This window comes from Pseudomonas sp. ADAK21 (assembly GCF_012935735.1).
GTDB classification, from domain to species: domain Bacteria; phylum Pseudomonadota; class Gammaproteobacteria; order Pseudomonadales; family Pseudomonadaceae; genus Aquipseudomonas; species Aquipseudomonas proteolytica.
The window spans coordinates 1469131-1480942 of record NZ_CP052857.1; the positions used below are offsets into that span (position 1 = coordinate 1469131).

The 11812-nt window shown below is 62.3% G+C and carries 13 protein-coding genes; 5 read left to right on the top strand and 8 right to left on the bottom strand.

Annotation, left to right across the window (positions count from 1 at the left end):
• Positions 1 to 13: 13 nt before the first annotated feature.
• The 3 genes from HKK57_RS06740 (at position 14) to HKK57_RS06750 (ending at position 2086) form a co-directional block, all read left to right on the top strand.
• On the top strand, positions 14 to 1117 hold the full coding sequence (locus HKK57_RS06740; protein WP_029296941.1) for a PepSY-associated TM helix domain-containing protein: 1104 nt from the start codon (positions 14 to 16) through the stop codon (positions 1115 to 1117).
• Positions 1114 to 1293: a hypothetical protein gene (locus tag HKK57_RS26900; protein ID WP_029296943.1), complete on the top strand. Its 180-nt coding sequence runs from the start codon at positions 1114 to 1116 to the stop codon at positions 1291 to 1293. Before HKK57_RS06740 ends, HKK57_RS26900 begins: the two co-directional genes overlap by 4 nt.
• Positions 1294 to 1456: 163 nt before the next feature.
• Positions 1457 to 2086 carry a glutathione S-transferase family protein gene (locus tag HKK57_RS06750; protein ID WP_029296945.1) on the top strand — a complete coding sequence of 210 codons (630 nt, stop codon included), beginning with the start codon at positions 1457 to 1459 and terminating at the stop codon, positions 2084 to 2086.
• A gap of 150 nt (positions 2087 to 2236) precedes the next feature.
• Here the strand turns inward: HKK57_RS06750 and creD are convergent, their stop codons facing one another.
• From creD to rloA2, 4 genes are read right to left on the bottom strand one after another with little or no spacing between them, the layout of a single operon-like run.
• The gene (gene creD / locus HKK57_RS06755) at positions 2237 to 3595 is read right to left on the bottom strand and encodes a cell envelope integrity protein CreD (protein WP_029296947.1); all 1359 of its coding nucleotides are present in this window, start codon (positions 3593 to 3595) and stop codon (positions 2237 to 2239) included.
• Positions 3596 to 3646: 51 nt separating this feature from the next.
• A complete protein-coding gene (creC, locus tag HKK57_RS06760) occupies positions 3647 to 5086 on the bottom strand; it encodes a two-component system sensor histidine kinase CreC (RefSeq protein ID WP_169389959.1) in 1440 nt (479 codons plus the stop codon).
• A complete protein-coding gene (gene creB, locus HKK57_RS06765) occupies positions 5086 to 5763 on the bottom strand; it encodes a two-component system response regulator CreB (protein WP_029296950.1) in 678 nt (225 codons plus the stop codon). The genes creC and creB overlap by 1 nt, the downstream gene beginning before the upstream one ends.
• 58 nt (positions 5764 to 5821) lie before the next feature.
• The gene (rloA2, locus tag HKK57_RS06770; RefSeq protein ID WP_029296952.1) at positions 5822 to 6322 is read right to left on the bottom strand and encodes a retropepsin-like aspartic peptidase RloA2; all 501 of its coding nucleotides are present in this window, start codon (positions 6320 to 6322) and stop codon (positions 5822 to 5824) included.
• Between the two features lie 175 nt (positions 6323 to 6497).
• Here rloA2 and HKK57_RS06775 point away from each other — a divergent pair, with 175 nt between their 5' ends.
• On the top strand, positions 6498 to 7385 hold the full coding sequence (locus tag HKK57_RS06775; RefSeq protein ID WP_029296954.1) for an acyltransferase: 888 nt from the start codon (positions 6498 to 6500) through the stop codon (positions 7383 to 7385).
• On the opposite strand, the gene HKK57_RS06780 is transcribed toward HKK57_RS06775, so the two are convergent.
• Positions 7382 to 7951 (bottom strand): DUF2780 domain-containing protein, encoded by a 570-nt coding sequence (locus HKK57_RS06780; RefSeq protein WP_029296955.1) that lies wholly within the window; start codon positions 7949 to 7951, stop codon positions 7382 to 7384. The two genes, HKK57_RS06775 and HKK57_RS06780, sit on opposite strands and share 4 nt — an antisense overlap.
• A gap of 182 nt (positions 7952 to 8133) precedes the next feature.
• Between HKK57_RS06780 and HKK57_RS06785 the strand changes: the two genes are divergently transcribed.
• Entirely contained in the window at positions 8134 to 8592 is a 459-nt protein-coding gene (locus HKK57_RS06785) for an anti-sigma factor domain-containing protein (RefSeq protein WP_029296957.1), read from the top strand.
• Positions 8593 to 8728: 136 nt separating this feature from the next.
• On the opposite strand, the gene fdhA is transcribed toward HKK57_RS06785, so the two are convergent.
• The 3 genes from fdhA to HKK57_RS06800 all read right to left on the bottom strand — a co-directional run bounded on the left by fdhA (position 8729) and on the right by HKK57_RS06800 (position 11742).
• Positions 8729 to 9928, bottom strand: a complete 1200-nt coding sequence (fdhA, locus tag HKK57_RS06790; protein ID WP_029296959.1) for a formaldehyde dehydrogenase, glutathione-independent — start codon at positions 9926 to 9928, stop codon at positions 8729 to 8731.
• 181 nt (positions 9929 to 10109) lie between these two features.
• Entirely contained in the window at positions 10110 to 10967 is an 858-nt protein-coding gene (gene purU, locus HKK57_RS06795) for a formyltetrahydrofolate deformylase (RefSeq protein ID WP_029296961.1), read from the bottom strand.
• Between the two features lie 142 nt (positions 10968 to 11109).
• Entirely contained in the window at positions 11110 to 11742 is a 633-nt protein-coding gene (locus HKK57_RS06800; RefSeq protein ID WP_070994478.1) for a sarcosine oxidase subunit gamma, read from the bottom strand.
• Between the last annotated feature and the right edge of the window lie 70 nt (positions 11743 to 11812).

The following is an 11812-nucleotide window of genomic DNA, read 5'->3' on the forward strand; positions in this document are numbered from 1 at the left end:
TTTTGGAGCCGTGATGAAAAGCACAACCATCCGCCGCTGGTCCTTCATCCACACCTGGACCAGCCTGATCTGCACCGTATTCCTGCTGATGCTGGCGCTGACCGGCCTGCCGTTGATCTTTCACCATGAGATCGATCACTTGCTGGGCAACGAGCCCGAGCTCAAGCAGATGCCGGCCGATACCCCGCAGCTCAACCTTGAGCAACTGGTGGCCAAGGCCCAGGCCCATCGTCCTGGCGAAGCCATGCAGTACCTGGCCTGGGACGAAGACGACAAGAACGGCGTGATTGCAATCATGGCGGCCACCGCCGGGACCGAGCCCAATTCGTCGCACACCTTCATGCTGGACGCGCGCACCGGGGACAGTGTGGAGATGCCTTCGGCCAATGGCGGCTTGACGATGTTCCTGCTGCGCCTGCATGTGGATATGTTCGCCGGGCTGCCGGGCAAGTTGCTGCTGGCGTTCATGGGTGTGCTGTTTGTGGTCGCGATCATTTCCGGCACGGTGTTGTACCTGCCGTTCATGCGGCGCTTGAAGTTCGCCACCGTGCGCCAGGACAAATCCACGCGCCTGCGCTGGCTGGACCTGCATAACCTGATCGGCGTCGTCACCCTGACCTGGGCGCTGGTGGTGGGCGTCACCGGGGTGATCAGCGCCTGTGCCGACCTGATCATCGCCGCCTGGCGCAATGACAGCCTCACCGCGATGATCGAACCCTACAAGAACGCACCGCCGCTGACCTTGCGGGCGCCGGCCACTGACCTGCTGAAAATCGCCGAACAGGTCGCGCCGGGCATGACCCCGGACTTTATTGCGTTCCCCGGCACGCGGTTTTCCAGCGAGCACCATTACGCGGTGTTTATGAAAGGCAGCACACACCTGACCTCGCACCTGCTGACGCCGGTGCTGATCGACGCCAGCGATCTGAGCGTCACCGCCGTGGCCGGGCGGCCGTGGTACATGGACGCCATGGGCATGTCCCAGCCCTTGCACTTTGGCGACTATGGCGGCATGCCGATGAAAATCCTCTGGGCGGTGCTGGATGTGCTGACCATCATCGTGCTGGGCAGCGGTGTGTACCTGTGGCTGGTGCGGCGCAGGGCGGCCAAGCCATGAGGCCGCGGCAATCGAATTTCTGGAAGGTGTTCGGGGTGCCGCTGGCAATCGGGTTGCTCAGTGCCGGGGGGTTGTTTGCGGCGCTGTTGGGGAATGGGGTTTGGGATTCCCTTAGCTGGCTGGGGTTGGGGATACCGGCAGTTGTCGGGGTGTGGGGGTTGGTGCGCAGGCCTTGAGGACGCCAGCGCAGGCAAGCCAGCTCCCACATTTGACGGTGTTCACCAATCAAATTGTGGGAGCTGGCTTGCCTGCGATGAGGCCCGTAAAAACAACCAGATCCCCCTCGCCAGTCACCTCGCAACTGTCTAGTCTATGGCCGACCTTTTCCGAGGATTGCCCATGTCCGCGCCCAGCATGACGTTGTTCCAGCACCCCGCTTCGCCGTTTGTCCGCAAAGTCCTGGTCCTGCTCCACGAAACCGGCCAGCAAGACCGGGTCGCCCTGGAGACTGTGTTGGTCACGCCGGTCAACCCGATCCCCGCGCTGAACGAAGGCAACCCCGTGGGCAAGATCCCGGCCCTGCGCCTGGCCGATGGCAATGTGTTGCACGACAGCCGGGTGATCCTCGACTACTTCGACCACCAGCACGTCGGCAACCCGCTGATCCCCCGTGACGGCTCGGCCCGCTGGCGGCGCCTGACCCTGGCCTCGATGGCCGACGGGATCATGGATGCGGCCGTATTGATGCGCTATGAAACCGCCCTGCGCCCGGCCGACAAGCAGTGGGAAAGCTGGCTGCAAGAACAGCGCAACAAAATCCGCCGCACCCTGGCCGAGCTGGAGCGGGACGCTATCGCCGAGCTGGCCTGCCATTTCGACATCGCAGCCATCAGTGTCGCCTGCGCCTTGGGCTATGTGGATTTTCGCCATCCGGACCTGCAGTGGCGTTCGAGCAATCCCAAACTGGCCGCCTGGTACGCCGAAGTCAGCCAGCGGCCTTCGATGCTGGCGACCCAGCCGCCGGCCTGAGGCCTGCAGCTACAGGCTTGTTGTGGCGAGCGGGCCTGTTAGCCGCAGCAAGCCCTCCAACCACCACAAGTCCATCGCGCAACTGCGCAAACAGTGCGTTGATTTTCCCCACCAGTTGCACCCTCTCCCGCTGGTCCTCCCGTAGCCCGATCATTGCATCGCCTCCTGCTCACTCGCCTTGCGCTTGCCCACGCCATACCAGTCCAGTTTGCGTGTCAGCACCATCACCGTGCCCAGCAGCCCGAACAGCAACAACGAGCCCATCAACAGCGCGTAATCCTCGGCACTCAGCAGCCCGTACAGCAAGCCATACAACGCCGCCAACCCCGCCGAGAATCCCAGGCCGTGGGCCACGCTGCGCAGCACATGGCACACATAAAAACCGATCAACAACACACAGGCACTGGCCGAGATCAGGTACGCCAGGGCAAAGCCGATATGCTCGGACAGCGACAACAGCAGCAGGTAGAAAAACGCCAGGGCCACCCCCACCAACGCGTACTGGATCGGGTGCACCGCCAGGCTCTTGAGCACTTCGAACAGGAAGAAGCCGGCGAACGTCAGGGCGATAAACAGCAGCGCATATTTGATCGCACGGTCGCTCTTGAGGTACTGGTCCACCGGGTCGATAAAGTTCACGCCGAAGCTGCGCTGGTTGAAGTCGTCGCAGCGACTGGCGACCACGCAGCCGTACAACGACTCTTCAAGGTTGGTGGAGAAAAATGAGGTCTGCCAGTTGGCGCTGAACCCTTGGTCGTTGATCTCGCGCTGCACCGGCAGGAAGTTGCCGACAAAGCTTGGGTGGGGCCAATTGGACGCCAGCTTGACCACACTGGTCTTGCCCACCGGCAGCACTTGCAATTGCTCGGTACCTTGCAGTCGCAGATCGAACGCGAAGTCCAGCGGCGCAGGGTTCTTGCTGTCCTGGGCGGGCAGCGGGACATGCACCCCGGCGCCAAGGAAACTCACTTGGGTGCCCGGGGCGAACTCCAGGCGCTGGCTGCCCAGCTCCAGTTTCAGGGCGTTTTCGATCCCGCGAATGTCGCTGATCCCCACGGCCAGGAACGCCTGTTCAAACGTGTAATCGGCAAAGTCTTCCTTGATCCCCATCTGCGCCGGCAGCACAAAGCGGCCACTGATACGGTTGTCAGCATGGAACAGCCGCGCCTGGTAAATCCCCCGTGCCCGCAGTTCGGTTTGCACCTTGCCGTCGAGCTCGAAATGTTCTGGCAGGAAGTACAGGCGGCCTTGCTCTTCGCTGAGCACTTCATAGCGTTTGTTGAGCTTTTCATTGAGCTTCCACTCACGCACGGTCTTGCGATACGGCACCACCATCAACGGCCCGCTCACCTGCTGGCTGTAGCTGGAACTGCGGGCAATGTCCATCAATACGCCGTCGCGTAGCGCCTGGCGCTCGTTGATGATGCCGCTGATCATCAGCAACGGAATCAGCAATAGCAGGATCAGCAGCGCGATGGCGCCCAGTTTGAATAGCAGGCTGCGGTTCATGGGTATCTCCCTGTTTTGATGGGGAGAGTCTGGCGCCAGCCTGTGGGGGATTTATGAGGGCAATGTGGAGACTGTGTGGAGATGCAGCACCACTTGCACCCCGCCCGGCACGTTGCCGATCTGCAATGAGCCGCCGTGCAGCTTCATCACCTCTTCGACAAAGTTCAGGCCCAGGCCGGTGCTTTTGCGCCCGCTGGCCGGGCGCGGCAGGGAATAGAAACGCTCGCTCAGGCGCGGCAGGGCGTATTCGGGGATCGGCTCGGCCTGGTTGAACAGACACACATCGACATCGTGATGCCGCACCTGGGCGCTAAAGCGCAGAGTGCCGCCGGGCGGGGTAAAGTCCAGGGCGTTTTCCAGCAGGTTGCCCAAGGCCTGGCGCAGCAGGAATGGCTCGCCATAGAGCTTTACATCCGCCTCGATCAGACGCTCGACCTGCAACCCGGCCTGTTCGATCCGCGCGCATTGCGCCTTGAGGACTTCATCCACCAACGCGGCCAAAGGCACCGTGGCTTGCTGCTCCAACCCTTGGCGCTGCTCGACCTGGGCCAGGTTCAACAGGCGCTCGATCAACTGCTGCAGACGTGCGCTCTCGCTGGCGATATTGCCGACAAAGCGCTGCTGCTGGGCCGCAGTCATTTCACCCTGCAACAACTCCGCCGCACCCCGGATCGCGGCCAGGGGGCTTTTCAGTTCGTGGGTCAAGGTGTGCACGTAACGCTCGACATAGGCCTTGCCTTCCAGTTGCGTGCGCATGTGCTCCACCGCCGTGGACAGCTGCTCCAACTCACCGCCGCGATAGTGCGGCAACTCGGCGCGCCGCCCTTCGCTGACAGCCTGGGCATAGGTGGTCAGGCGCCGCAGCGCAGCGCTCAGCCACCACGACAACAGCGCCCCCAGCAACAGGCCCAGGGCCACCAGGCCGGCGCCGTACCACAGCAAGCGGCGCTCGGTACGGTCGACATAAGGTTGCAGCGAGCTGTTGGGCTTGGCCACCGTGACCGCGCCGATGATCTGCCCGTTATCACGGATCGGCGCGCCAACGTGCATCACCGACGAGGCCGGATCATCGGCATCGCTGCGGGAGGAGCGGGCGCCGTATTCGCCGCGCAGAGTCAGGTACACGTCGTTCCATTTCGAGTAGTCCTGGCCCACTGCCACTCCTGCCGAATCCAGCAGCACAACGCCCTTGGCGTCGGTGACATAGATACGGTGGTTGACCTGATTCTTCGCCAGCCCCCAGATCGTCGCGCCGGGCTGGCGCTCGCCGTAGGCCTTGAGCACGGTCGGCCAGTGGCTTTGGCCGAGGGTGCCGTGCTTAACGTCCTCACGCAGGATTTCCGCGAGCAGGTTGGCGGTGTCCACCAGGGTTTCTTCGGTGGACTGGCGCACGCCGGGGCGGATTTCCTTCATCACCGTGTTGAGCACAAAGTAGCCGGTCAGGCCGATGAACAGCGCATACACCAGGAAAATCCGCAGCCCCATGCGCATCAGGCGTGGCTCGGGCTGTAGCTGTAGCCCAGGCCCCGATGGGTCTGGATCGGCTCGCCATCGGCGGCCACGCCCCGCAACTTGCTGCGCAGGCTTTTGATATGGCTGTCGATATTGCGCTCGTAGCCGGCATCGGCGGCCACGCCGACGGCATCCAGCAGTTGCTCGCGGCTGAACACCCGCTCGGGCTGCTCCAGCAGGCAGTTGAGCAAACGGAACTCATGCCGGGTCAGGCCCAGCAACTGCCCGCGATAGTGGATCTGCACGCGCTCGTGGTCCACCTGGAACAGCCCGCCGCTGGCTGGCGCCGCAACCGGCGCGACACGCTTGAGGATCGCCTTGACCCGCGCCGCCACTTCCCGTGGGCTGAAGGGCTTGACCACATAATCATCGGCGCCGATTTCCAGGCCCACCACGCGGTCGATTTCGCCGTCGCGGGCACTGAGGAACATCACCGGCACTTCGCTGAAACGGCGCAGTTGCTTACAGGTTTCAAAACCGCTGATGTCCGGCAGGCCGATGTCGAGGATCAGCAGGTCTGCCGGGGTCTGCCGTTGATGCTCCAGCGCGGCCTGGCCGAGGGTCAGCCAGGTGGTGGTGAAGCCTTCGCCTTGCAGGGCAAAAATCAGCGTATCGGCAATGGCCGCTTCGTCTTCGACAATCAGAATATGGGGCATGGCGTCCGAGCACTGGGAGCTAAAGGTGAACGGTGCCCCATGCCTTATGCGGCGTCAATCAGCAGTCGGGTTTGTCGGCGGTGTAGCGGCGAGCCGGGTTCACGGCGGCGCCGAATTCACGCAGGGCCTTGGCGCCGATCAACAGCGGGTAGTTGAAACTGCTGCGGTCGGTGAGGTTGACTTCGACGGTGCGCTTGACGTTGCCCAGGCACATCTCCAGATCCACCACCGGGCGCTTGGCCACGCTGGTTTCTTCGCCGTCTTCGTCCTCGTCGGCGCGGTTCTTGATCTTGCTGATGCGCGCCACTTTGTGTTCGTAGACCTTGTTGCTCACATCCTTGCCGCTAAGGCGGAAGCGCACCCAGTCCTCGCCATCGCGGGTGAAGGTCTCGATGTCACGGGCCGACAGCGACGCGGTCAGCGCGCCGGTGTCCATCTTGGCCTTGAAGGTCTCGCCGATCTCCGGCAGTTGGATGTATTCGTAGCGCCCGTACAGGGTCGGTTCGGCGGCCATGACCGGCAGGGCCACCACGGCTAATAGGGCAAGGAGAGATTTCACGTAGGAGGATTCCTTGAGGTAAGTAGGCGAATACTAGACTGCAAACGCAGCCCAAAGTTGGATCGTTACTCAGCATACGCAACACAAAGTGAAACATTCGTCAGGCCATTTGCGATTTGGCCTCTAGACTCAAGCTGCTTATCATGGCCCGTCCAACCGCTTGCAAGAGTTCCTTATGCGCCGCCTGCTCACCGGCTGTTTCGTCACACTGCTGCTGTTACTCAACACGCTGATCCTGATCGGCCCCCTGCTGGTCTTCGCCCTGCTCAAGCTGGTGGCCCCCGGTCGTTCACGGGACTACGCCTCAGCCGCAGTGATGTGGATCGCCGAGACCTGGGCCGAGATCGACAAGCTGATCTTCGCCTGGTGCATCCCCACCCAATGGGATATTCGCGGCGATACGGGCCTGCGCGGCGACACCTCGTACCTGGTGATCAGCAACCACCAATCCTGGGTGGATATCCCGGCGCTGATCCAGACCCTCAACCGGCGCACGCCGTTCTTCAAGTTCTTCCTGAAAAAGGAACTGATCTGGGTACCGTTCCTGGGCCTGGCCTGGTGGGCCCTGGACTACCCGTTCATGAAGCGCTACAGCAAGGCGTTCCTGGCCAAGCACCCGGAACTGGCGGGCCAGGACCTGAAGATCACCAAACAGGCGTGCGAGCTGTTCAAGCGCCAGCCGGTGACGGTGGTCAACTACCTGGAAGGCACGCGTTTCACCGAAGCCAAGCGTGCCCAACAGGGCTCACCTTTCGCCCGCCTGCTCAAGCCCAAGGCCGGTGGCGTGGCGTTTGTGCTGGCGGCAATGGGCGAACAGCTGGACGCGATCCTCGACGTGACCGTGGTGTATCCACAGGAGAAGATTCCGGGGTTCTGGGATTTGATCAGCGGCGCGGTGCCCCGCGTGATCGTAGATATCCGCACCCGCGAGCTGGATCCAGCGTTGTGGCAGGGGGATTACGAGAATGATCCGGCGTTTCGCCAGAGCGTCCAGAACTGGGTCAACCAGCTCTGGATGGAGAAGGATGCGCGCATCGCCCAACTGCGCGCCGAACGGCCTTAGCTGCCGGTACCCCAGGCCTGGGCCAGCTTGCCAAGCAATGAACTGTCGGCACCCTGACCGCCCAGGTATTGCAGGATCACCGGGGCAAACTGGCCGATCATGCCGCTGTCCATGCCCAAGGCGCTGAACGCGGTGTTCAGGTCGTTGGTGTCCTTGACGTTACCCAGCAGGCCATCGAGGCCGCTGGTCTTGCTGCCACCGGTTTGGCCGAGCATGCCGCTCAGGGCGCCCAGGCTGCCCAATGCGTTGCTACCCGACAGCTTGTCCAGGCCCGGTACGCTTTTGCCCAACTGCGAATAGTCAGTGCTGCTGAGTTGGTTCTTGGCCAGGCCCAGCATGGCGCCGGTACCACCGACAGCCTGCTCCGGGGTGACATTCAACTGCTTGGTCAACGCGCCCAACAGGCCGGCGGTCTGAGACGTTGGCGCAGCGGCGGCGGCCTTGTTGGTACCCTGGGCACCGGCGACGGCGTTGGCCACATCGCCCAGGCTGAAGCCTGCTGCAAACACCGGGCTGGCCGCCACGGTCAGAAGGCAGGACAGGGCAAAACCGCGTGAAATCTTCATCGAGACAACCTCGTAAATTTAGGAGCTGAAGCAGCCGTTGGACTCAGCATCCAATAGGTTGTTCCACACCACAGATTTGTTCAGAAATGCCCCAAAGCCCCACACCATCAAACTGCCACTAGGAACCCATCGCCCGCCACAGGGTCAATCAACACACTACAAAACTTGTCAGGAAGAGCCTTATGACTGCGTCCCAACCCCCAGTGATCGAGCACAAGCCCTCATTCTGGACCCGCCCGCGCCTGTTCATCGGCGTCTGCGTGGTGGTGGTTGCCGGTATCGGCGGCGCGCTCTACACACAGGACAGCGTGAAGTCCGCCGCGACCCTGGTCAGCACCACCCAACAACCGGCTGCGCAAATCATGGCGCACAAGGATTACCTGGAAGTCCAACCGATTGCGGCCACTGCGCCGGAGCCGGACCGCAGCCTCGAGCTGTGGGCCCTGCCAGCGGGCGGCACTCCGGTATCCCTGGGCCTGTTGCCGGAGGATGGCAAAGGCATCATCGGCCTGAATCCGCGCCAACAGGAAACCATCAGCCAGCCGGTCGAGTTGATGGTCAGTTCGGAAACCAAGGGTGGCTCGGTGAGCAAGCAGCCTACCGGCCCGACGGTGTACCAGGGCGCGCTGGCAATTCGCTAACGCTCAGGCGCCACACAACACAACCAATGTGGGAGCGGGCTTGCTCGCGAAAGCGGTGTATCAGTCGCCAGATTCGCTGACTGACACTCCGCTTTCGCGAGCAAGCCCGCTCCCACATTGCTATCGGTGGCTTTGATTACGCCGCGCTGAACAGCTTGTGCGGGTCAATCACAAACTTCTTCGGCACACCGGCATCGAACTCGCCATAACCGCGTGGTGCGTCGTCCAGGCTGATCACCTGTACGCCCACGATTTCGGCGATGTTGATGCGGTCCCACATGATCGCCTGCATCAACTGGCGGTTGTACTTCATCACCGGGGTCTGGCCGGTGTGGAAGCTGTGGGACTTGGCCCAGCCCAGGCCGAAGCGAATGCTCAGGCTGCCCATTTTCGCGGCAGCGTCCACCGCGCCTGGATCTTCGGTGACGTACAGGCCGGGGATGCCGATCTTGCCTGCGACGCGCACCACGCCCATCAGTGAGTTGAGTACCGTGGCCGGGGCTTCCGCCTTGACACCGTCGTGCCCATGACCGCGCGCTTCAAAGCCCACACAGTCAACAGCACAGTCCACTTCCGGCTCGCCGAGCAGCGCGGCAATCTGTTCGTGCAGCGGGGTGTCGGTGGACAGGTCGACCACTTCAAAACCCTGGGCCTTGGCATGGGCCAGGCGGATGGTGTTGACGTCACCAATGATCACCACCGCCGCACCCAGCAGGCGAGCGGAGGCCGCAGCAGCCAGGCCAACCGGACCGGCGCCTGCAATGTAGACGGTACTGCCAGGGCCAACGCCGGCGGTGACTGCACCGTGATAGCCGGTCGGCAGGATGTCGGAGAGGCACGTCAGGTCGCGGATTTTCTCCATGGCCTTGTCGCGATCCGGCAGCTTGAGCAGGTTGAAATCGGCATACGGCACCAGCACGTACTCGGCCTGGCCGCCGGTCCAGTCACCCATGTCCACGTAGCCATAGGCACCACCGGCACGGGCCGGGTTGACGGTCAGGCATACGCCGGTGTGTTGCTCCTTGCAGGAACGGCAGCGCCCGCAAGCAACGTTGAAGGGCACCGATACCAGGTCGCCGAGTTTCAGGTTCTCGACATCACTGCCCTTCTCGATCACCTCGCCGGTGATTTCATGGCCCAGTACCAGGCCGGTCTGGGCGGTAGTGCGGCCGCGCACCATGTGTTGGTCGGAGCCGCAGATGTTGGTGGAGACCACGCGCAGGATGACGCCGTGCTCAATCTTCCTGCCACGGGGGTCCTGCATTTTGGGATAGTCGATTTTCTGTACTTCGACCTGACCGTTGCCGAGATACACGACACCACGATTACCAGACATGCTTTCACCTCGCTGTTGTTTTTATGGAACTGCGTAGCCCTTGGGTTGGGCTGCGCGTTTAAGTGCTCGGGTTGCAGATGCTGTTATTGCGTTGTTAGTAAGGGCCTCTTCGCGGGCAAGCCCGCTCCTACAGGTGTACGCATTCCTACTGTAGGAGCTGGCTTGCCTGCGATGGCGCCCGTCAGAGCACCACCGTCCTATTGGCGTTCAAAAACACCCGCCGCTCAATGTGATACCCCACCGCCCGGGCCAAGGTCAGCCCTTCGATATCCCGCCCCTTGGCAATCAAATCCTCGGGGTAATGACTGTGGTCCACCACCTCCACGCCCTGGGCGATGATCGGGCCTTCGTCCAGGTCGTTGTTGATGTAGTGCGCGGTGGCGCCGACCAGCTTCACCCCTTTGTTGTAGGCCTGGTGATACGGCTTGGCGCCCTTGAACCCCGGCAGCAGGGAGTGATGGATATTGATCGCCTTGCCATCGAGCTTGCGGCACAGCTCCGGTGACAGCACTTGCATGTAGCGCGCAAGGATCACCAGCTCGGCGCCGGCCTCTTCAATCACCTGCCACACCTGACGCTCCTGGGACGGTTTGTCGTTGGGGTCGAGGGGGAAATGGTAGTAGGGAATCTGGTGCCAGTCGGCCAGGGGCTTGAGATCAGGGTGGTTGGACACCACCGCGACCACGTCCATCGACAGCTGGCCGATGCGCTGGCGATACAGCAGGTCGTTGAGGCAGTGATCGGCCTTGGAGACCATGATCACCACTTTGGGCCGGTAATTAGGCGCCGTCAGCTCGAAAATCATCCCAAAGGCTTCGCCACGGGTGGCCAGGCCGTCGCGAAAACCCTGTTCGTCGAAGCCGTCGGGTTGACGGAATTCCACGCGGATAAAAAAGCGCCCCGAGAGGCGGTCATCGAACGAGTGGTGCTCGGTGACGTAGCAGCCCTGCTCGAACAGATAGCGGGTGACCGCGTCCACCGTGCCGAGCACGCTGGGGCAATCGGCGGTCAAAATCCATGTATCGGGTGCGCGGCTCATTACAGTTAACTCCTCATACAGCGATGCTGCTTACTGTAGAAGCGAGCTTGCTCGCGAAAAATCCAAGGGCACCGCGTTCATTCAGGATGCGCGCGTTTTCGTTGACGTTTTTCGCGAGCAAGCTCGCCCCTACAGGGTCATGTCAGGCTTGGACATTCAGGCCATATTCGGCCGCCGCGTCCTGCAACCACAACCACCAGTAATCCGAGAAGCTGCGCCGAATCAGCAGCTCCCACGTGTCCTCGGCGGTATGCCGGATCACCAGTTGCGACTTGGCAAACACCGTGCCCACCGCCTTGCCCACCGGGAAGTTGTCGGGGTGCACGTCGTAGCTGGTGGACTTCATCAGCACATCGCGCACGTTCGGGCCGCTGAGTTCGAGGATCTGCTGGCCGCCGCTGACATTGACGATCTGGATATGCAAATCCCCCAGCGCGGCACGCAGGTTTTGCTCGGCAGCGAACTCTTCACCGCTAGGCACCACCAGCAGCCACTCATCCGGGCCGAGCCATTGCAGGCTGGTTTCACCGTTGACGACCACTGTCAGGGCGCCGGGCAACTCGATGCCCAGGGCCTTGTGTACGCCAGCGGCAAACGCGGCGTCATGGCCATCGCCACGGAGGGTCAGGTGGCCAAGGAGTTTCTTTTCACGCACGGTCACGCCGGCGTTCTTGCGGCCCTTGCCGGCCAGGCTGGCGAGGTCGGCATGGTGCAGCGACGACTCGGCCTTGGCGCCGGCGGTGGGGCGTTGTTGGTACACATTGGCTGCGGTCATAAAGCACCTTTCTTGAATTCTGTGGTGAATCTACTGGCGCCATCGCGGGCAAGCCCACTCCCACCTTTGG

What these genes read in the sequence shown, in the direction of transcription:
- fdhA (WP_029296959.1), bottom strand. Translation starts at nt 9,928, where the DNA reads ATGTCTGGTAATCGTGGTGTCGTGTATCTCGGCAACGGTCAGGTCGAA.
- purU (WP_029296961.1), bottom strand. Translation starts at nt 10,967, where the DNA reads ATGAGCCGCGCACCCGATACATGGATTTTGACCGCCGATTGCCCCAGC.
- creB (WP_029296950.1), bottom strand. Translation starts at nt 5,763, where the DNA reads ATGCCCCATATTCTGATTGTCGAAGACGAAGCGGCCATTGCCGATACG.
- HKK57_RS06750 (WP_029296945.1), top strand. Translation starts at nt 1,457, where the DNA reads ATGTCCGCGCCCAGCATGACGTTGTTCCAGCACCCCGCTTCGCCGTTT.
- HKK57_RS06785 (WP_029296957.1), top strand. Translation starts at nt 8,134, where the DNA reads ATGACTGCGTCCCAACCCCCAGTGATCGAGCACAAGCCCTCATTCTGG.
- HKK57_RS06775 (WP_029296954.1), top strand. Translation starts at nt 6,498, where the DNA reads ATGCGCCGCCTGCTCACCGGCTGTTTCGTCACACTGCTGCTGTTACTC.
- creD (WP_029296947.1), bottom strand. Translation starts at nt 3,595, where the DNA reads ATGAACCGCAGCCTGCTATTCAAACTGGGCGCCATCGCGCTGCTGATC.
- HKK57_RS06740 (WP_029296941.1), top strand. Translation starts at nt 14, where the DNA reads ATGAAAAGCACAACCATCCGCCGCTGGTCCTTCATCCACACCTGGACC.
- creC (WP_169389959.1), bottom strand. Translation starts at nt 5,086, where the DNA reads ATGCGCATGGGGCTGCGGATTTTCCTGGTGTATGCGCTGTTCATCGGC.
- HKK57_RS06800 (WP_070994478.1), bottom strand. Translation starts at nt 11,742, where the DNA reads ATGACCGCAGCCAATGTGTACCAACAACGCCCCACCGCCGGCGCCAAG.
- HKK57_RS06780 (WP_029296955.1), bottom strand. Translation starts at nt 7,951, where the DNA reads ATGAAGATTTCACGCGGTTTTGCCCTGTCCTGCCTTCTGACCGTGGCG.
- HKK57_RS26900 (WP_029296943.1), top strand. Translation starts at nt 1,114, where the DNA reads ATGAGGCCGCGGCAATCGAATTTCTGGAAGGTGTTCGGGGTGCCGCTG.